The organism is Croceicoccus sp. (genome assembly GCF_983967925.1).
In genome coordinates, this window is record NZ_CFETID010000020.1 from 49,151 (window position 1) to 67,857 (window position 18,707).

The window sequence follows — 18,707 nt, forward strand, 5'->3', positions numbered from 1 at the left end:
GCGTTTCGCATTTGCGACAGGCCATTCACGCTCCTAACTAGCGGGCGAATGCGCGCATCGCGGTGAATCGTCCCGCCATGCGCAGCAGGAAGGAAAAGCATGATGGCGTTCGCGCGCAAGGTCTGGAAGCTGCTGGTTGCGATCAAGGACGGTCTGGTCCTGCTGTTCATGCTGCTGTTCTTCGCGGCGCTCTATGCCGTGCTGACTTTTCGCCCGATGGCGGCATCGGTGCAGGAAGGCGCGCTGCTGGTCGGGCTCGACGGCGTCGTGGTGGAGGAGCCGCAGCGAGCCGACCCGTTCTCGATGTTCCTGTCGACAAGCACGCCGATCCGGGAACACCGCGCCCGCGACGTGGTCCGCGCCATCGAAGGGGCGGCCACTGACGAGCGCATCAAGGCCGTGGTCCTCGACCTCGACTATTTCCTCGGCGGCGGGCAGGTGCATATGAGCGAGATCGGCAAGGCGCTCGACAAGGTGCGCGCCGCGAAAAAGCCGGTGCTGGCCCATGCCATCGCCTATACCGGCGACAGCATGCAGTTGGCCGCCCATGCCAGCGAGGTGTGGGTCGATCCGCTGGGCGGCGCGCCGGTGGCGGGTCCGGGCGGAACCTATCTGTTCTTCGGCAACATCGCGGAGCGGCTGAAGGTCAACGTTCACGTCTATCGGACGGGCGAGTATAAGAGCGCGGTCGAACCCTATACGCTGACCGGATTTTCCGATGCGGCGCGCAGCGACATTTCGGGGACCTATGAATCGTTGTGGGAAGACTGGCTGGATGAAGTCCGCACGGCACGCCCCAAGGCGCAGGTGCGGCAGGTCGCGACCGATCCGGTGGCCTCCATTCGCGCGGCGGGTGGGAACGGCGCACAGGCGGCGCTGAAGACGGGGCTTGTCGACAGGATCGGGAGCTATGAGGATTTCTCGCTTCGCGTGGCGGAGCTGGTCGGCGGCGATCCCGAGGCTCCCGACGAACCGCATGGCTTTGCGCATACCTATTACGACGACTGGGTGAAGGCCGTCGCCCCGTCGCAGGCGGGCAGTGCCATCGGCGTCATCACCGTCGCGGGCAGCATCGTCGACGGCGAGGCGGGGCCGGGCACGGCTGGCGGCGACCGCATTGCCGCCCTGCTGGACGACGCGTTGCAGGACGATCTGGCGGCGCTGGTGGTGCGGGTCGATTCGCCGGGGGGCTCTGTCACGGCTTCGGAACGGATCCGGCAGGCGATCCTGCGTCACAAGGCAAGCGGCATACCGGTGGTCGTGTCGATGGCCAATGTCGCGGCCAGCGGCGGCTATTACGTGGCGACGCCGGGCGATGCGATCTTTGCCGATCCCGCAACCATCACCGGATCCATCGGCGTGTTCCTGGCGGTACCCAGTGCAGAGAATGCCCTGCCCGAATGGGGCGTGACCACGGATTCGATCCGCACCACCCCGCTATCGGGCCAGCCCGATCTTCTGGGCGGCTTCACGCCTGAAATGGATGCCATCCTGCAATCGCAGGTCGAACACAGCTATGACCTGTTCCTTGGACTCGTTTCCGACAGCCGGAATATCAGCACCGCGCGCCTGCGCAGCGATATCGCGGCGGGGCGGACATGGGCTGGGGGTCCGGCGCGGCAGGTCGGGCTGATCGATCGCTTTGGCAACATGGACGAGGCGCTGGCCTATGCCGCGCAAAAGGCGGGGCTTTCGGCGGGCGAGTGGCATGCCGAATATATCGAGGACGAGCCGGACGCATTCACGGCGTTCTTCGAAGCGATGGCCGCTCCCGAGGAATCGACGGATGACGGCGACATGGTCTCGGTGCTGATGGCGCGGCGGGACATGGCTGCGGGCCGGTCGCTGGCCGACATTACGGCCCTGCTCGACAGGCCGAGGATGCAGGCGCGGTGTTTCGCTTGCCCGTCGATGCCCACGGCGCAAGCGGCAGGGGATGAGAAACCGCTCTCCCGCTTGATATTGTCGCGCCTGGGTCTCTGATCCGGTCAATCGGGCGGGGGCGGCGTTTCCGGCAAGACCGGATCGGGATTGTCGATATCGGGTGTCGGCGTTTCGATCTCGTCGGGGCGAGCGGGCTCGCCGGGGGCTTCCTGCGGCGTGGGCGTCACGGGCGCTTCGGGCGGCGCGGCCGGTTCGATCGTGTCGGGCGATGGGATATTGGGTTGTGTAGCCATGCCGGTAAAACGCGTGGGCGCGGCGAATGATCCGGCCGCGGCTTGCGGCATCCGGCCGCCATCCGCCAATGCGCTTGCTCTTTTGCCGTACGTCCGATAGAGGCCCGCGAGCCTGAAAATCCTGTCCGCTGGTCGGCACGGGGCAACGCGGGCGTGGCGGAACTGGTAGACGCGCCAGATTTAGGTTCTGGTATCGCAAGATGTGGGGGTTCGAGTCCCTTCGCCCGCACCAGGCTCGCCGCGCATTGATCGCGGCCCTTTGCAGTCCGTGCGGCTCCCAGAGAACGCAATACAGCGACGCCTGAAAGAGACATCATGCAGATTTCCGAAACCAAGAATGACGGGCTTGCCCGAGCCTACACCGTCAAGATTCCTGCCGGCGAGATCGCCGACAAGGTCAGCGCCGAGATCAAGAAGATCGCGCCGCAGGTCCGTATGCCCGGCTTTCGCCCCGGCAAGGTGCCTGCGAATCTGGTCAAGAAGATGCATGGCGAGGCGATCCACGCCGACGTGCTGAACAAGACCGTGCGCGAAAGCGTCGACAAGGTCATGGCCGAGCACAAGCTGCGCCCCGCGATGCAGCCCGCCGTTTCTCTTGGCGAAGACTATGAAGAAGGCAAGGACGCCGAAGTCTCGATCGAGCTGGAAATCCTGCCCGCGATCGAAACGCCCGACACCGACGGGCTGAAGCTGGAGCGCCTGGTCGTTCCCGTCAGCGACGAAGCCGTGGACGAGGCGGTTGCCAAGTTCGCCGAGGGCCAGAAGAGCTTCGAGGACGCCAAGAAGACGCACAAGGCGGGCGAAGGCGATCAGCTGATCATCGATTTCGTCGGCAAGCTCGACGGTGAGGAATTCGAAGGCGGCAAGGCCGAGGACGCTCCGCTGGAAATCGGCGCGGGCCGCTTCATCCCCGGTTTCGAGGAACAGCTGACCGGCGTGAAGACCGGTGAGGAAAAGACCATCACGGTTACCTTCCCCGAAGATTATCCCGCCGCGCATCTCGCCGGCAAGGAAGCCCAGTTCGACATCACCGTGAAGGCGGTGAAGGTCCCGGGCGAGACCAAAATCGACGACGAGTTCGCCAAGTCGCTCGGCCTCGAAGGTCTCGACAAGCTCAAGGAACTGCTCAAGGCGCAGCTTGAGCAGGAAACCGCTGGCCTCACCCGCACGCAGATGAAACGCCAGCTTCTCGACGCGCTGGCCGCCGGTCACGATTTCCCGGTCCCCGGCCAGATGGTCGATGCCGAGTTCGAGCAGATCTGGCAGCAGCTTCAGCACGAAGCCAGCCACGAGGAAGATCCCGAAGCCGCGATGAAGGAAATCGAGGCCGAGAAGGACGACTATCGCAAGATCGCCGAGCGCCGCGTGCGCCTGGGCCTGCTGCTGTCGGAAATCGGCCAGGCCAACGGCGTCGAGGTCAGCAATCAGGAAATGCAGATGCTGGTCCAGCAGGCGGCGCAGCAGTACCGCCCCGAGGATCGCCAGCGCTTCATGGAATATGTCCGTTCGGAACCGATGGCCGCCGCCCAGCTGCGCGCGCCTTTGTACGAGGACAAGGTCGTCGACTTCCTGTTCGACAAGGCCGACGTGACCGAGCGCGAAGTGACGCGTGAGGAACTGCAGGCCGCGATCGAGGCCGAGGAAGGCGCGGAAGCGGACGCCGCACCCAAGAAGGCAGCGGCCAAGAAGCCTGCGGCAAAGAAGGCCCCTGCGAAGAAGGCCGACGACGCTGCCGAGGATGAGGCCGAGGCAAAGCCCGCGGCCAAGAAGGCTCCGGCGAAGAAGGCCCCTGCCAAGAAGGCCGACGACGCCGAGACGGACGCAAAGCCTGCCGCGAAGAAAGCGCCGGCCAAGAAGGCTCCGGCCAAGAAGGCGGCTGACGAGGGCGAGGCGGATGCCAAGCCTGCCGCCAAGAAGGCACCGGCGAAGAAGCCTGCTGCCAAGAAGGCGCCCGCCAAGAAGGCCGACGCCGAATAATTGCGGCCCGCAATGGGTAGTTACAGGAGGGCCGCGGGCGCAAGCCTTGCGGCCCTTTTGCCGCGCCGGACGCGCTGATCGGGTCTGCGCCAACGCTAATCCGGAACGCCCCCGCAAACTGTCCCGTGGAGGGTGCGCCGCACGGGGTTGAACAACGGCGGGGCAGGCCCGACATAGGCGGTCCAGACTGCATAGAGGATTTCATGAATCAGATCGGGAACATGCGTATCGACCCAGTGACCGGCGCGCTCGTGCCCGTGGTCGTCGAACAGACCAGCCGCGGCGAACGCAGCTTCGACATTTTCTCGCGCCTGCTGCGCGAACGCATCGTCTTCGTGACCGGACAGGTCGAAGACCACATGGCATCGCTGATCGTGGCGCAGCTGCTCTTCCTCGAATCGGAAGACAGCACCAAGGACATCTCGATGTATATCAACTCGCCGGGCGGCGTCGTCACGGCGGGCATGGCGATCCATGACACGATGCAATATATCAAGCCGCGCGTGTCGACGGTCTGCATCGGCCAGGCCGCATCCATGGGCAGCTTTCTGCTGGCTGCGGGTGAACCGGGCATGCGCATCGCGCTCCCCAGCGCGCGCATCATGGTGCACCAGCCTTCGGGCGGCGCGCAGGGCATGGCTTCGGATATTGAGATCCAGGCCCGCGAAATCCTGCGCATCCGCCGCCGGATGAACGAGCTTTACGTGAAATACACCGGCAAGCCGCTTGAAGAGATCGAGCGTGCGATGGACCGCGACACCTTCCTCGAGGCTGAGGAGGCGCGCGAATTCGGCATCGTCGACAAGGTCTTCGTCTCGCGAGCCGACGCGGCGGGCGAAATCTGACCCTGAATGGCAGGACCGGCGCACCTCTTGGGCCGCGCCGGTCCGACTGGCCCCGGTGCACGGCCCGCCGAAGCGTCATGGCTCTTATGAGCCATACCCCCTAATTCGCGCGTAGCATCGACAAGCGCTACATATATCCTTTTAATCGCACAGGCCTTTTAATCGGATATACAGGCCCTTTCGTTTATGCACTCTAAGGCCGGGTGCGCTATGTGCCTGCGGTTGATTCTCTGAAATCAACGCGTAAGTTTGAGTTTGGCCCGACTCTGCGGGCGTTTTACGAGACTTTTATGACCAAAGTGAGCGGATCCGACAGCAAGAGCACCCTGTACTGCAGCTTCTGCGGGAAATCGCAGCACGAAGTGCGCAAGCTGATCGCCGGACCGACCGTTTTCATCTGCGACGAGTGTGTCGAGCTTTGCAACGACATCATCCGCGAGGAAACGAAGGCGGGCATCGCGGGCAAGAAGGACGCGGGCGTTCCCCCGCCGATCGAGATCTTTCAGACCCTGAACGATTACGTGATCGGTCAGGACCGCGCGAAGCGCGTGCTCTCGGTCGCGGTTCACAACCATTACAAGCGTCTGCGTCACTCGGGCAAGTCGAGCGATGTCGAGCTGGCGAAGTCGAACATCCTGCTGGTGGGTCCCACCGGTTCGGGCAAGACGCTGCTGGCCCAGACGCTGGCGCGCACGTTCGATGTGCCGTTCACCATGGCCGATGCCACCACGCTGACCGAGGCCGGCTACGTGGGCGAAGATGTCGAGAACATCATCCTCAAGCTGCTCCAGTCCTCCGACTACAATGTCGAGAAGGCGCAGCACGGGATCGTCTATATCGACGAGATCGACAAGATCACGCGCAAGGCCGAAAACCCTTCGATCACGCGCGACGTATCGGGTGAGGGCGTGCAGCAGGCCTTGCTGAAGCTGATGGAAGGCACGACCGCTTCGGTTCCGCCGCAGGGCGGCCGCAAGCATCCGCAGCAGGAGTTCCTGCAGGTCGATACGACCAATATCCTGTTCATCTGCGGCGGCGCGTTCGCGGGACTGGAAAAGCTGATCTCCGACCGTTTGCAGAAGCGCTCGATCGGTTTTGGCGCGCATGTCGCCGATCCGGAAAAGCGCAAGGTCGGCGAACTGCTGTCCAAGGCGGAGCCGGAAGATCTGTTGAAGTTCGGCCTCATCCCCGAATTCGTCGGTCGTCTGCCGGTGATCGCCACGCTGGAAGACCTCGACGTCGAGGCGCTCGTCAAGATCCTGAACGAGCCTAAGAACGCGCTGGTCAAGCAGTATCAGAAGCTGTTCGAGCTTGAGGATGTGCAGCTGAGCTTCACCGACGATGCGCTCGAAGCGATTGCCGGCAAGGCGATCCAGCGCAAGACCGGTGCACGTGGCCTCCGTTCGATCGTGGAAGCGATCCTGCTCGATACGATGTTTGACCTGCCGACCATGGAAGGCGTGTCGGAGATCGTGGTCGACAAGGACGTGGTCGAAGGCCGCAAGGAGCCCGTGCAGGTTCTGAAGGGCAAGGAAGCCGCTGCCTGATCCTGGTGGTCCGCACGGCTTGATCGGCCGGACTTCTACAAAGCATTGAAGAGGGGCTGGAGGCTAGCGCTTCCGGCCCCTTTTTACGTTCCAAAAAGCGGGCGGACTGCCGATGGAATCGCGCCTAGACCCGCCCGGAATCTTCGAGGACGCAGCCAGCCTCAGCCGACAATTCGACTTGGAACGTCGAATGGTGAATGCCGAAATCGTGGTCCAGCCGGTGGGCGAGATCGTGCAGGAACGCATCGCCCGGGTGCCCTTGCGGCATGACCAGATGGGCTGTGAGGGCGGTTTCGGTGGTGCTCATCGGCCAGACGTGCAGGTCGTGGATCGCCGCTACGCCCGGCTGTTTCAGCAGCGCTGAGCGAACTTCTGGCATGTGGATCGTATCGGGCACGGCCAGCAGACTCATCTTCACGCTGTCTTTCAGCAGGCCCCAGGTACCGGCTGCGATGACGGCGACGATCAGCAGGCTGGCGACGGGATCGATCCACAGCCAGCCGGTCAGCGCGATCAAGATGCCGGCCACGACCACGCCGGCCGACACGGCGGCATCAGCGGCCATGTGCAGATAGGCGCCCCTGATGTTGAGGTCGTCCTTTCGACCGCGCATGAACATCAGGGCGGTCGCCGTATTGATGACGATGCCTATGCCAGCGACGATCATGACGGCCCCCGGCTCAACCGGTGCGGGGTCGAAAAGGCGGCGCACCGTCTCGATCGCGATGGCGCCCAGCGCGACCAGCAGCAGCGACGCATTGGCCAGCGCCGCGAGGATCGAGCTGGACTTCAGCCCATAGGTAAAGCGTTCCGACGGCGGCTTGCGCGCCGCGGCGCTGGCACCCCAGGCGATCAGCAGTGACAGGACGTCGGAGAGATTATGGCCCGCATCGGCGACCAGCGCCATCGATCCGTACCACAGCCCCGCCGCAGCCTCGACCGCAACGAAAACGGTATTGAGTGCAACGCCGACGGCGAAGGCTCGGTCGAAGCTGGCAGGTGCGTGGTCGTGTGAATGCCCGTGGCCCGGGGCGTGATTGTGCGACGATCCCATGCGCACCGTTCTAAGCGACCCGACATGCCAGGGAAAGTGCGCAGGTGTAAAGCGTTGCACATTTGCCGCAGGGCGGCATAAATGTGGTTTCATCTTTGTCAGTAGTGCCGAGATCAGAGGCCTCATCTGGCGGAGCGACCCCTGAAAAATCGCGGTTTTTAATCAGATTGTCCGGTCATCGCGGAGGGATATACGTCGTTCTGTCACTCGCTCGTCACATAGGCACGCTTATGCCGCGGCGCAGCAAGGGCGAGATTCGTATGCCCTGCCGTTCGGAAAAACACTCAGGGAAATATATTCAGCCATGAAGACTCTTCTTCTGCGCAGCACGGCGATCGTCGCAATCGCCCTGCCGGTCTCCGCCCATGCCCAGTCGACCGGCTCGATCGATTTCGAAGACGCCATCATCGTCACCGGCGCACTGTCGAGCGATGTCGGCGGTGTCGAGATCCCCGACACGCCCAAGGCCAAGGTCCAGCTCGATTCGGAACTGATCCTGCGCCAGATCCCGGGCCAGACGATCAACGATACGCTCAATCTCGTACCGGGCGTCAGCTTTACCAACAACGATCCTTTCGGATCGCTTGGCGGCAATTTCACCATCCGCGGCTTCTCTTCGGACCGCATCTCGCAGACGCTGGACGGTATCCCGCTCAATGATTCGGGCAATTACGCGCTCTACACCAACCAGATGGTCGATCCCGAGATCATCGAGAGCGCGACCGTCAGCCTGGGTTCGACCGACGTCGATAGCCCGACCGCATCGGCAGCGGGCGGTACGATCAACATCCGCACCAAGCTGCCTGATGACGAATTCGGCATCATGACCGCGCTGACCTATGGCAACATCATCTCGCGCGGCAATCCGGGCGATCGCATGATGTACCGCGTGTTCGCCAAGATCGAGACGGGCGAGCTGACCCCGGGCGGTCTGAAGGCCTATTTCACCGCCTCGAAGACGCAGAACGATTCGACGTTCTCGAACTATGGCGGCGTCGACAAGCAGCAGTACAACGGCAAGATCTTCCAGCCGTTCGGTGACTATGGCGATTTCGTCGCCGTGTCCGGCCACTACAACGAGAACCGGAACAACTTCAACGGATCGCCCTTCCGCTATACCGGTGAGCCTAGCCCGATTCAGGAGCCGAGCGATCGCTTCTACGACCTTTCCGACGGGACGCCCTGTACCACGGTCGAAGGCGTCACGGGCGAGCAGGACAGCTATAACAGCTGCGGCACCCCGTTCGAGCGTCGCTACAACCCGTCGAACACCGGCAACGTCCGCATCAATTCGCGCTTCACGCTGGCAGAGCCGCTCGTCCTGACGGTCGATCCGTTCTATCAGTATGTGAAGGCCAATGGCGGCGGCACGTCGGTCGGTTACGAAGGCTTTTCGCCCGACGGCTACACCGGCGGCATCTTCACCACCGATCCGCGCAACCCCGCGCGTCCCGATCGCAGCACCCAGTATTATTTCTTCGGCGCGACCGACCTGAACGGCGATGGCGACACGCTGGACTATGTCACGATCCTGTCGCCCAGCCAGACGCAGACCGACCGGTACGGCGTTATCGCCAACCTCGCGTGGGAGCTGAACGAGTTCAACCGCTTCCGCGTGGCCTATACGTTCGACCGTGCCCAGCACCGCCAGACCGGCACCTCGGGCCGCCTGCTGCCCAATGCCGAGCCTGTCGACGTCTTTGCGATCAACGATCCCTATCTGGATCTGAACGGCGAAGCCCCGCAGAAGCGTAACCGCAAGTCGGTCGCGCAGCTGCATCAGGTTTCGGGCGAATATCGCGGCGAGTTCCTCGACGATGCGCTGAATGTTCTGGTGGGCGCGCGAGTGCCGTTCTTCAAGCGCGAGCTGAACCAGTACTGCGTCACGACCGACACGTCGGGCAACGTCAACTGCATCAACGGTGCGGACGACATCGCGGCCTATCTGGCTGAGAACCCGGACTACGCGGGCCCTGTCTCGCGGACGGTGGATTACAGCAAGTTCCTCCCCAACGTCGGCGCGACCTTCAACATCACCGACGATTTCAACCTCTTCGCCAGCTATGCCAAGAACCTGTCGGTTCCGGGCACCGATGCGCTGTACGGTTCGATCCTCGCGAATGTGGAGCCCGATCCGGAAACGTCGGACTCGTTCGATCTGGGCCTGCGCTGGCAGAACCGGTCGATCCAGGCGCAGCTGACCGCATGGTACAACGGTTACGACAACCGCCTTGCCACGGCCTATAACCTCGATTGCGATTGCAGCGTCACGCGCAACCTCGGCAAGGTCGAGAAATACGGCATCGACGGCAGCATCGCCTATCGGCCGATCGACGACCTGCTGTTCTATGTCTGGGGTTCGTATCTCGAATCCGAGATCAAGGACGATGTGCAGACCGGCGCGGACAGCTTTGCCGCAACCGCCGGCAAGCGCGAGGCAGGGGCACCCGATTACATGATCGGTGGCCGCGTGCAGGGAACGCTGGGTCCGGTCGAACTGGGCGCGCAGGTCAAGCGCACCGGGTCGCGTTATCTGAACGACATCAACACGATCAGGCTGCCGGGTTACACCACCGCCGACCTGGATCTGCGCATCGCGCTGGGCCAGTTCGAGGAAGACCTGGAAAACAGCTATGTCCAGTTCAACGTCACCAACATCTTCGACGAGGTGTATATCGGCTCGGCGCCTACCGGGCTGACGACTTCGGGCGAATTCGTGAATATCGGCGCGCCGCGCGCCTTTACCGCTTCGCTGATCTGGGGCTTCTGATCCCGCTCAGCCGGACGGCATGAACACGGCGGCGGCGGCGTTCTTCGGAGCGCCGCCGTTTTCGTATTCACGGCTGTCTATTGATAGACGCAGCTGTCCAGCCCCTCGTTCGCGACCACGTTGATGCGCGACGAGATGGTGTTGCCATGACGGCGCAGCCAGCCGGAGGGGTTCACCACCGCGCGCTCCTTGGGAAGCGGCAGGGCGGCCGCCATGCGGGCGGCCTCGCTGCGGCTCATCGAACTGGCCGGATGCTGGAAATAGCGCTGCGAACCTGCCTCTGCGCCATAGGTCCCGATGCCGGTTTCCGCGACATTGAGATAGACCTCCATGATCCGCCGCTTGCCCCAGATGTTTTCGATCAGGAAGGTGAACCAGGCCTCCAGTCCCTTGCGGAAATAGCCGCCGCCTTGCCACAAGAAGGCGTTCTTCGCGGTCTGCTGGCTGATGGTGGAGCCGCCCCGGATACGCCCGCCCTGCGCATTGCGCGCCATGGCGGTGGCGATGGCTTCGCGGTCGAAGCCGTCATGCGTGCAGAACTTCGAATCCTCTGCCGCGATGACGGCGCGGACGAGATTGCGGTCGATATTGTTCAGCGGCTCCCAGTCCTTGGTGATGCCGTTCTCGTCCATAAGCATGGTCGCGGTGACCGGGACGGGGACCGCAGCGTAGATCGCGACCCAAAGGACGCTAAAAAACACGAGCAGGATGACGGCCTTGAAGGCCCAGACGATCAGACGCATCGAGGAGCGCGGGATTTGCGTGTTGCCATGGGGTGGATCTAGGGGCCCGGGGTGGCACTTCGCAAGCGGGCATGAAAAAAGGGCGGCAACCAATCGGTCGCCGCCCCGTCCATTTCGATCTGCGCCCGTCAGGCGAGGGCAGGGCTCATCCGGTCTTCCAGAATGCGCTGCATGGCCTTCTGGATCTTCTCGAACGCGCGCACCTCGATCTGGCGGATGCGTTCGCGGCTGACGTCATAGACCTGGCTGAGTTCCTCCAGCGTCTGGGGATCGTCGGTCAGACGGCGTTCGGTCAGGATATGCTTCTCGCGGTCGTTGAGTACGTCCATCGCTTCGACCAGCATGTCGTGGCGGACCTGCTTTTCCTCGGCATCGGCGACCGTTTCGTCCTGCAGCGGGCGATCGTCGGTCAGCCAGTCCTGCCACTGGCCCGAACCTTCCTCGTCCGCGCGCATCGAGACGTTGAGCGACGCGTCGCCGCCCATCATCATGCGCCGGTTCATGTTGATCACTTCCTGCTCGGGCACGCCGAGGTCGGTCGCGATCTTGGCCACGTCTTCGGGATGAAGATCCGAATCCTCGTAAGCCTCGAGGTTCTTCTTCATCCGGCGCAGGTTGAAGAACAATTTCTTCTGCGCGGCGGTCGTGCCCATCTTCACCAGCGACCACGAGCGCAGGATGAACTCTTGAATCGAGGCCTTGATCCACCACATAGCGTAAGTGGCGAGGCGGAAGCCGCGATCGGGCTCGAACTTCTTCACGCCCTGCATCAATCCGACATTGCCTTCGGAGATCAGGTCGGAAACGGGCAGGCCATAGCCGCGATAACCCATGGCGATCTTGGCCACGAGTCGCAGATGGCTGGTGACCAGCTGGGCCGCAGCCTCTGGGTCTTCATGTTCGGCATAGCGCTTGGCGAGCATATATTCCTGCTCACCCGTAAGCACCGGGAATTTCTTGATTTCCGACAGATAGCGGTTGAGGCTCTGCTCGCCGCCGAGGGCCGGAACGGTTGGCTTGGTGTTCGTCACGTCCTGTACCTTTCCTTGCGTCGGCCAAATTCGCGGACCCCTGATGGGCATCCCCAATCCATGGCCACATATTTTGTATAGGCGCGTTTTCCCCGCTTTTCCCGCCTAAATTCTCACTTTGAACGAGCGAGTTCTTCGATCAGTTCCGCCATATCGCGCGGAATCTCGCTGGAAAATTGTAACCGTTCGTTACTGACCGGGTGGATAAAACCCAGCAGGGCCGCATGAAGGGCCTGACGGTGGAAGGATAGCCGATTGAGAATCGGTCGGAATCGGGAATCGGGGCGCCCATAGACAGGGTCCCCTAATAGCGCATGACCGATTGACGACATGTGAACGCGGATCTGGTGGGTTCGCCCGGTTTCCAGCGTGCATTCGACCAGCGCCGCGCCGTGGAGCGGTTCCAGCATGCGGAAATGGGTCACGGCGTGCTTTCCGCGGCTTTCCCCGTCGTCCAGCACGGCCATTTTCTTGCGGTCCTTGCTGCTCCGGCCGATCCGCCCCTCTATCGTGCCCGACGGCGGCATCGGATGTCCTTTCACCACGGCGCGATAGGCACGGTCGATAGAGTGATCGGCGAACTGACGGGCGAGCCCTTCGTGCGCGACATCCGATTTCGCCGCCACCAGCAGGCCGGACGTGTCCTTGTCGATCCGGTGCACGATACCGGGCCGCGCCATGCCGCCGATGCCCGATAATTGGCCGGCGCAGTGATATAGCAGCGCATTGACCAGCGTTCCGTCGGGATTGCCCGCAGCCGGATGCACCACCATGCTCGCCGGCTTGTCGATCACGATCAGGTGTTCGTCCTCAAACACGATATCGAGCGGGATGTCCTGCGGCCTCGCTTCGGCCGGGGCGGGGGCAGGGACGGCGATAATGAACCGCGCTTCGCCCGGCGCCTTGGCCGAGGCGGATGAGAGGATGCGCCCGTCCAGCTTCACGGCCCCTTCCGCGATCAGCGCCTTTATCCGCTCGCGCGACAGTCCGCTGGCGTGGCTGATCGCCTTGTCCAGCCTTTCGCCTGCGGGGACCGTGCCCTCGATCAGCTCTGCGCCAGCCGCGCCTGACCCGTCGCCCGAAAGACTGTCGTCTTCCATGTCCTCGTCGGCGATGGCGATTGTCCTGTCCCCCATGCTAGGACAGATGGGTGCCGCAGCTCACCGTGACAAGAACCGCCATCAGCGCCATGATCGAGGCCGCGCGCAGTGCCATGCCGCAAGAGGCGTGCGGGCTGCTGCTGGGCTCCGACGGGCATGTCGAACGCTTCAAGCAGACCGCCAATGTCGCCGCCGACCCGCATCGGCACTTCGAGATCGATCCCGCGGCCCTGATCGCCGCGCACAAGGCCGAACGCGCCGGGGGACCGGCCATCGTCGGCTATTTCCATTCGCATCCGACCGGCCGCGCAGAACCTTCGGCGACCGACCGGGCGCAGGCGGCAGGGGACGGGCGTGTCTGGGCGATCGCCGCGCCAACCGGAGATATCGGCTGGTTCGTCAGCGCGGCGGACGGTTTCGCCCGCATTGTCCCCCAAATCGTCGCTGGCCCGCCCAAACCCTGAACGGCGGCCCGAAACCCGTGGAATTGCCGACATCGCGCTTTCTTGGCCGGCCTCAAGCGGTTATGGCGGTCGCTCACAATACGAAAGCGCCTGACGCCCATCATGAATACGGATTCCATCCAGCTCGCCAGCCTTATCGCCTCGCGGCTGTGCCATGATCTGCTGTCGCCGGTGGGCGGCATGGCGAACGGCATCGAGCTGCTGGTCGACGAAACCGATCCCAAGATGCGCGAGCAATGCATCGACCTGCTGGCGCAAGGCGCGCGGCGCACGGCGACGCGGCTGCGCTTCTTTCGCCTTGCCTTCGGCGCGGCGGGCGGGTTCGACGCGATGCTGCCCGCGGCCGAGATCGAGGAACTGGTCAAGGCGCAGGCGGCAGAGGGGCGCGATATCGATGTGCAATGGGCGGTCGGCCCCGACCGGCTTTCCAAATCGGCGGCCAAGGTGCTGCTGAACTATGCGCTGATCGGGATCGACGCATTGCCTCGCGGCGGAACGCTGGCCATCGCCGTGGAAGAGCGCGAGGGGTCCTACGAGATCGCGGTTCGCGCCGAGGGCATGCGCATCGCGTTCGACAAGGACGTTGGCCGCGCGCTTGAGGGAGAGATCGCGATGGACGATCTGTCCGCACATACCGCGCCTGCCATGCTGGTCCGGCTGATCGCGCAGGATTGCAAGGGCGGGGTGCAGCATGCGCTGACCAATGGCGACAGCCCGCCGGGCGGCGCGCTGGTGCTGGGCGCGATCCTGCCCAATGGCTGAGAAGGCCGCCAAACCGGGCAACGGCCTGCCCATGGTGCGCGATTGCCCTTCGCCCAATTTCAACGCGCGCGCCCTGCCCGTCACCATGGTCGTGCTGCATTATACCGACATGCCGGACGTGGAGGATGCCATCGCCAAGATGTGCGATCCGGATTCCGGCGTCAGCGCGCATTACTGCATCACGAGGCAGGGCGAGCTGGTGCGGCTGGTCGATGAGGAGCAGCGCGCATGGCATGCCGGGGTATCCTATTGGCGCGGCAATACCGACGTGAATTCCTCCAGCATCGGGATCGAGCTGGACAACCCTGGCCACACCTGGGGGTATGAGCGCTTTACCGAGCCGCAGATGGAAACGCTGTGTATCATGCTGGCCGACATCATGAAGCGGCACGATATTCCGCGCGCCAATATCGTGGGCCATTCCGACGTCGCGCCGCAGCGCAAGACCGATCCGGGCGAATTGTTCGACTGGGCGCGGCTGGCGAAGCATCGGCTGGCCTTGCCAAGGCCCGACATCAAGCTGGGCGACCCGTTCGAGAATGACGGTGCGTTCTATCTGGCGCTCGAACGCTTCGGCTATGACATTGCCGATGGGCATGCGGCGGTACGGGCGTTCCAGCGGCGGTTCCGGCCCGAATGCGTCGACGGCATCGTCGACGGCGAGATCCGGGCCATGCTGTTCGCGCTGCTGCTCGACCGCGACCGGGGCGTGACGCGATAGTTCCGCTTGCCAGCGGGGCGTTTGCCGCTATTGACCGCGCCTGCGCCGGGGAGCCGGGCAGCCGCGTCGGGGCGACCCGTACGAGGAAAGTCCGGGCTCCACGAAACAAGGATGGCGGGTAACGCCCGCCCGGCGAGGAAACGGCCGTCCGTCAGGGCGGCACGTCCGAAGCCGAGGGACAGTGCCACAGAGAGCAATCCGCCGATGGCCCTAACCGGCACAGGCAAGGGTGAAAGGGTGCGGTAAGAGCGCACCGGGGAACCGGCAACGGCGACCGCATGGCAAACCCCATCCGGAGCAAGACCGAATAGGGGCGGCGCGCCCGGCCGAAAGGCGCAGGGCAGGGGTGTTTCGCCCCGTGACCGCCCGGGTTGGTTGCTTGAGCCTTGCGGCAACGCAGGGCCTAGATGAATGGCTGCCCTTGCGGGGCCAGTGTGCAACCATTCGTGGAAGCATACCGCTCGCATGACAGAACCCGGCTTACAGGCTCCCCGGCGCACATCCGGCAAATGAAATCTGCCCCGTGTCTCTGCCCCGTGTATCTGGCACGCGAAAAGTGACAAAGGCGACACGTCCTACAGGCGCTGTCACCCGGCGCTCATCCGCGGAAATGCGCGAGATTCGTCCCAAAAGTGACACGTGCGTGGGTGCGGGAAAATTGACGAGGTGAAAGAGCGGGCGGGCCGGTGAAGGCCCTGCCGGCTTCGTAACCCGGACTTGCGCTGTAGGACAATAAACTGACCGGGTTCGCGGGAGGGTGTGATCGGCGACCGCTTTCGGGGACAGGCGATGGCAGGCTGAACGTCTGGAAGGGGATGGGGAGCGGACGTTCGGCTCCTGGCCTAACTGGGCTGGAAGCTGCCCCGCGTCCGATTTGCGATCGCCACCAGCGACAGCATGACTGGCACTTCGACAAGCACGCCAACAACTGTCGCCAAGGCGGCTCCGCTGCCCAATCCAAATAGACCGATTGCAACGGCAACTGCCAACTCGAAGAAGTTCGACGTGCCGATCAGTGCGCAGGGGGCCGCAACCGCATGTGGCACCTTCCACGCCTTGGCCCAGCCGTAGGCGATCAGGAAGATGCCGTAGCTCTGGATGATGATCGGCGCGGCAATCAGCGCGATCAGCAGTGGACGCGCCACGATGATTTCTGCCTGAAAGCCAAAGAGCAGAAGCACCGTCAACAACAGACCCGCGATCGAGAGGGGCTTAACCCGAGCCGTGAACTCGGGAATGGCCGCTCCATCGCCACCATGCGTCGCAAGAAGCCTATGACGAACAAGGGCCCCTACAGCGAGAGGCACGACCACATAGAGCGCGACGGACAGCAGCAGCGTCTCCCAAGGCACCGCGATGTCGGTAACGCCGAGCAGCAACGCGACGATGGGTGCGAAGGCGACAATCATGATGAGATCGTTCGCCGCGACTTGCACCAGCGTATACGCCGGATCGCCCCTGGTGAGCTGCGACCACACGAACACCATCGCCGTGCAGGGTGCCGCGCCAAGGAGGATCAAACCGGCGATATACTGCTGCGCATCGGCCGGCTCGATCAGATCGGCAAAGACGATCTCGAAAAACAGCACACCGAGTGCAGCCATCGTAAAGGGCTTGATCAGCCAGTTGACCACAAGCGTGATGACGAGCCCCCTGGGCTTGTCGCCCACACGTCGCACCGCACCGAAATCGACCGCGACCATCATCGGGAAGATCATTGCCCAGATAAGCACCGCGACGACGAGATTGACCGAGGCGTATTCGACCGCGGCGAGCAAAGCGAACAATTCTGGCGCGACATTGCCAAGCGCAATGCCTGCAAGGATCGCCGCGCCGACCCAGACCGAGAGCCATTTCTCGAACAGGCCCAGCCCCGCCGCGGGGGCGTCGATGTCAGCGGTCGCTGTGGTCATCTCTTGTCAGCCTCGTGTCCGATCGCTTGCAGTTTTTCGCGCAAGCCAATCTGTTCAATGCTCGCAATCGGAAGCGCCAGCATCAGGTCGATGCGGCGCTTCAGCATCCGGAAGGCATCGAGGAAGGCCGCTGCTTTCTCGGCATGGCTGCCCTCGACCGCTGCCGGGTCGGGAATGCCCCAATGTGCGCTGGTCGGGCGCCCCGGCCAGACCGGGCAAGTTTCCGCCGCTGCACTGTCGCAGACCGTGAGGATCAGGTCGAGCTCCGGGCCATCGGCAAATTCGCTCCAGCTCTTGGAGCGATAGCCTTCTGCCGGATAGCCCAGGGTCTTGAGCGTATGGAGTGCCCAGGGGTTGACCGTGCCGACAGGATTGCTTCCGGCGCTGTATGCCTTGAAGCGGCCTTTGCCGTCGTGGTTCAGGATTGCTTCGCCCAGGATCGAGCGAGCGGAATTGCCCGTGCACAGGAACAGCACGTTCAGCGGTTGGTCTGACATGGGTTGCCTCAGCCGCAGGAAGTCTTGGCAGCAGACATTTTCGGTGCACAGCAGGCGCTCGACGCAGCATTGGCGGAAGCGAGCTGACGGAAATCCGGACTGCCGCCATAGGTCGTGCTCGCACCTTCGGTCAGGAAGGCCTCCCAAACCACGCCATCGGGGTCGGCAATCCAGCTCTTTTCCGATTGCGCGTAGCAGCAGGTCGTTGCGCCTTCTTCCAGAACCGGTCTGTCGGCAGCCTTGAGGCGGCCATAGACCTTTTCAAGTTCAGCCTTGTCCTCAACCTGGAGGCCGACGTGCTCGATGCCTTTGCTCGCGTCCTCGCGCATCGAAATTGCGAAGTTGATGCGAGGGTCGTCGAGCATCCACTTGGCGTAGTCGGCCTTCACCACGGACGGTTCCGCTCCGAACAGGCTCGAATAAAATGCGACGGACTTGTCGATGTCTGTCACACCGACATGCAAATGAAAGCGTTTCATCAGGCGGTCTTTCTTTCGGGAGAGGGAAGACAGGCGGCATCTTCGGAACAGGACATGCCGGCGCAGCAGTTCTCGGTGAGGTAGCCCATCAGGCCGTTCATCGCGGTGTAGTCTGCCGAATAGATGATCGAACGACTTTCGCGCCGATGCGTGACCAGACCCGCATTGGCGAGCTGGGCAAGGTGAAAGCTCATCGACGATGGCGGAACATCGAGCTTTTCAGCCAGCACCCCGGCGGCAACGCCCTGTTCGCCTGCCTGCACCAGCAGGCGGAATGCCGCGAGGCGATGCTCCTGTGCCAACGCAGACAGGGCGCGGATGACATGGTCGGCTTGCACGATTTGCTCCAATGATTCGACAAATATAGAAATATGGAAATATGAGATCGCCGTCAAGCTGCTTTTGTCGCCCCGAACGGGCGGTGCCATCTTTTCGAAATTCCTGGGTAAGGTGGGGGCGATTCTGTTGCCAAGGTCCGCCCGCTTGGCCTGGTCGGGGGCAGGACCGCCGCGGACCCTGTATTCTGATGCGAGGGAAGGTGGGGGGACTTCTGTTGCTAGCCGCCCCCCGAGGCCCCGGAATCCGCTTCTGTTGCCCGGTGGGTCCAACCGCGCTTTAGCTTTGTAA

At 63.2% G+C, this 18,707-nt stretch carries 17 protein-coding genes, 1 tRNA gene and 1 other RNA gene; 10 read left to right on the forward strand and 9 right to left on the reverse strand.

From position 1 onward, the window contains the following. Positions 1-99 precede the first annotated feature (99 nt). Positions 100-1,983 (forward strand): signal peptide peptidase SppA, encoded by a 1,884-nt coding sequence (gene sppA, locus AC4FIJ_RS12045; protein WP_490336963.1) that lies wholly within the window; start codon positions 100-102, stop codon positions 1,981-1,983. Positions 1,984-1,988: 5 nt separating this feature from the next. Here the strand turns inward: sppA and AC4FIJ_RS12050 are convergent, their stop codons facing one another. Continuing rightward, on the reverse strand, positions 1,989-2,228 hold the full coding sequence (locus AC4FIJ_RS12050) for a hypothetical protein (protein WP_490336964.1): 240 nt from the start codon (positions 2,226-2,228) through the stop codon (positions 1,989-1,991). A gap of 96 nt (positions 2,229-2,324) precedes the next feature. Here AC4FIJ_RS12050 and AC4FIJ_RS12055 point away from each other — a divergent pair. The 4 genes from AC4FIJ_RS12055 (at position 2,325) to clpX (ending at position 6,546) form a co-directional block, all read left to right on the forward strand. Next, positions 2,325-2,409: transfer RNA gene (locus AC4FIJ_RS12055), tRNA-Leu, on the forward strand. 83 nt (positions 2,410-2,492) lie between these two features. Next, positions 2,493-4,154: a trigger factor gene (tig, locus tag AC4FIJ_RS12060; RefSeq protein WP_490336965.1), complete on the forward strand. Its 1,662-nt coding sequence runs from the start codon at positions 2,493-2,495 to the stop codon at positions 4,152-4,154. 203 nt (positions 4,155-4,357) lie between these two features. Next, a complete protein-coding gene (clpP, locus tag AC4FIJ_RS12065) occupies positions 4,358-4,999 on the forward strand; it encodes an ATP-dependent Clp endopeptidase proteolytic subunit ClpP (RefSeq protein ID WP_490336966.1) in 642 nt (213 codons plus the stop codon). Between the two features lie 290 nt (positions 5,000-5,289). Then, entirely contained in the window at positions 5,290-6,546 is a 1,257-nt protein-coding gene (gene clpX / locus AC4FIJ_RS12070; RefSeq protein ID WP_490336967.1) for an ATP-dependent Clp protease ATP-binding subunit ClpX, read from the forward strand. 124 nt (positions 6,547-6,670) lie between these two features. On the opposite strand, the gene AC4FIJ_RS12075 is transcribed toward clpX, so the two are convergent. Next, positions 6,671-7,600: a cation diffusion facilitator family transporter gene (locus AC4FIJ_RS12075; protein ID WP_490336968.1), complete on the reverse strand. Its 930-nt coding sequence runs from the start codon at positions 7,598-7,600 to the stop codon at positions 6,671-6,673. 304 nt (positions 7,601-7,904) lie between these two features. On the opposite strand from AC4FIJ_RS12075, the gene AC4FIJ_RS12080 reads away from it, so the two are divergent. Next, entirely contained in the window at positions 7,905-10,370 is a 2,466-nt protein-coding gene (locus AC4FIJ_RS12080) for a TonB-dependent receptor (protein WP_490336969.1), read from the forward strand. A gap of 77 nt (positions 10,371-10,447) precedes the next feature. On the opposite strand, the gene mtgA is transcribed toward AC4FIJ_RS12080, so the two are convergent. From mtgA to AC4FIJ_RS12095, 3 genes are all read right to left on the reverse strand, one after another. Next, the gene (gene mtgA / locus AC4FIJ_RS12085; RefSeq protein WP_490336970.1) at positions 10,448-11,113 is read right to left on the reverse strand and encodes a monofunctional biosynthetic peptidoglycan transglycosylase; all 666 of its coding nucleotides are present in this window, start codon (positions 11,111-11,113) and stop codon (positions 10,448-10,450) included. A 128-nt stretch (positions 11,114-11,241) separates the two neighbouring features. Beyond that, positions 11,242-12,195, reverse strand: a complete 954-nt coding sequence (rpoH, locus tag AC4FIJ_RS12090) for an RNA polymerase sigma factor RpoH (RefSeq protein WP_490336971.1) — start codon at positions 12,193-12,195, stop codon at positions 11,242-11,244. A gap of 62 nt (positions 12,196-12,257) precedes the next feature. Continuing rightward, positions 12,258-13,244: an RluA family pseudouridine synthase gene (locus tag AC4FIJ_RS12095; protein ID WP_490336986.1), complete on the reverse strand. Its 987-nt coding sequence runs from the start codon at positions 13,242-13,244 to the stop codon at positions 12,258-12,260. Positions 13,245-13,294: 50 nt separating this feature from the next. Between AC4FIJ_RS12095 and AC4FIJ_RS12100 the strand changes: the two genes are divergently transcribed. From AC4FIJ_RS12100 to rnpB, 4 genes are all read left to right on the forward strand, one after another. Continuing rightward, a complete protein-coding gene (locus AC4FIJ_RS12100) occupies positions 13,295-13,708 on the forward strand; it encodes a M67 family metallopeptidase (RefSeq protein ID WP_490336972.1) in 414 nt (137 codons plus the stop codon). Between the two features lie 102 nt (positions 13,709-13,810). Beyond that, on the forward strand, positions 13,811-14,470 hold the full coding sequence (locus AC4FIJ_RS12105) for a histidine phosphotransferase family protein (RefSeq protein WP_490336973.1): 660 nt from the start codon (positions 13,811-13,813) through the stop codon (positions 14,468-14,470). After that, positions 14,463-15,191: an N-acetylmuramoyl-L-alanine amidase gene (locus AC4FIJ_RS12110; protein ID WP_490336974.1), complete on the forward strand. Its 729-nt coding sequence runs from the start codon at positions 14,463-14,465 to the stop codon at positions 15,189-15,191. The genes AC4FIJ_RS12105 and AC4FIJ_RS12110 overlap by 8 nt, the downstream gene beginning before the upstream one ends. Before the next feature lie 45 nt (positions 15,192-15,236). Then, an RNA gene (rnpB, locus tag AC4FIJ_RS12115) (RNase P RNA component class A) lies at positions 15,237-15,690 on the forward strand. A 343-nt stretch (positions 15,691-16,033) separates the two neighbouring features. Here rnpB and arsB read toward each other — a convergent pair. Genes arsB through AC4FIJ_RS12135 form a run of 4 tightly spaced genes read right to left on the reverse strand, consistent with a single transcriptional unit; the run spans position 16,034 to position 18,418 of the window. Continuing rightward, positions 16,034-17,104 carry an ACR3 family arsenite efflux transporter gene (arsB, locus tag AC4FIJ_RS12120; protein ID WP_490336975.1) on the reverse strand — a complete coding sequence of 357 codons (1,071 nt, stop codon included), beginning with the start codon at positions 17,102-17,104 and terminating at the stop codon, positions 16,034-16,036. Then, positions 17,101-17,601, reverse strand: coding sequence for an arsenate reductase ArsC (locus AC4FIJ_RS12125; RefSeq protein WP_490336976.1), 501 nt, complete (start codon positions 17,599-17,601; stop codon positions 17,101-17,103). Before AC4FIJ_RS12125 ends, arsB begins: the two co-directional genes overlap by 4 nt. 8 nt (positions 17,602-17,609) lie before the next feature. Beyond that, a complete protein-coding gene (locus AC4FIJ_RS12130; protein WP_490336977.1) occupies positions 17,610-18,080 on the reverse strand; it encodes an ArsI/CadI family heavy metal resistance metalloenzyme in 471 nt (156 codons plus the stop codon). After that, complete coding sequence (locus tag AC4FIJ_RS12135; RefSeq protein ID WP_490336987.1) at positions 18,080-18,418, reverse strand: ArsR/SmtB family transcription factor; 339 nt, start codon at positions 18,416-18,418, stop codon at positions 18,080-18,082. The genes AC4FIJ_RS12130 and AC4FIJ_RS12135 overlap by 1 nt, the downstream gene beginning before the upstream one ends. Positions 18,419-18,707: the final 289 nt, after the last annotated feature.

Coding starts and splice junctions, on each gene's coding strand:
- sppA (WP_490336963.1), top strand. CDS start 100: ATGATGGCGTTCGCGCGCAAGGTCTGGAAGCTGCTGGTTGCGATCAAG.
- AC4FIJ_RS12050 (WP_490336964.1), bottom strand. CDS start 2,228: ATGCCGCAAGCCGCGGCCGGATCATTCGCCGCGCCCACGCGTTTTACC.
- tig (WP_490336965.1), top strand. CDS start 2,493: ATGCAGATTTCCGAAACCAAGAATGACGGGCTTGCCCGAGCCTACACC.
- clpP (WP_490336966.1), top strand. CDS start 4,358: ATGAATCAGATCGGGAACATGCGTATCGACCCAGTGACCGGCGCGCTC.
- clpX (WP_490336967.1), top strand. CDS start 5,290: ATGACCAAAGTGAGCGGATCCGACAGCAAGAGCACCCTGTACTGCAGC.
- AC4FIJ_RS12075 (WP_490336968.1), bottom strand. CDS start 7,600: ATGGGATCGTCGCACAATCACGCCCCGGGCCACGGGCATTCACACGAC.
- AC4FIJ_RS12080 (WP_490336969.1), top strand. CDS start 7,905: ATGAAGACTCTTCTTCTGCGCAGCACGGCGATCGTCGCAATCGCCCTG.
- mtgA (WP_490336970.1), bottom strand. CDS start 11,113: ATGCGTCTGATCGTCTGGGCCTTCAAGGCCGTCATCCTGCTCGTGTTT.
- rpoH (WP_490336971.1), bottom strand. CDS start 12,195: ATGCCCATCAGGGGTCCGCGAATTTGGCCGACGCAAGGAAAGGTACAG.
- AC4FIJ_RS12095 (WP_490336986.1), bottom strand. CDS start 13,244: ATGGAAGACGACAGTCTTTCGGGCGACGGGTCAGGCGCGGCTGGCGCA.
- AC4FIJ_RS12105 (WP_490336973.1), top strand. CDS start 13,811: ATGAATACGGATTCCATCCAGCTCGCCAGCCTTATCGCCTCGCGGCTG.
- AC4FIJ_RS12110 (WP_490336974.1), top strand. CDS start 14,463: ATGGCTGAGAAGGCCGCCAAACCGGGCAACGGCCTGCCCATGGTGCGC.
- arsB (WP_490336975.1), bottom strand. CDS start 17,104: ATGACCACAGCGACCGCTGACATCGACGCCCCCGCGGCGGGGCTGGGC.
- AC4FIJ_RS12125 (WP_490336976.1), bottom strand. CDS start 17,601: ATGTCAGACCAACCGCTGAACGTGCTGTTCCTGTGCACGGGCAATTCC.
- AC4FIJ_RS12130 (WP_490336977.1), bottom strand. CDS start 18,080: ATGAAACGCTTTCATTTGCATGTCGGTGTGACAGACATCGACAAGTCC.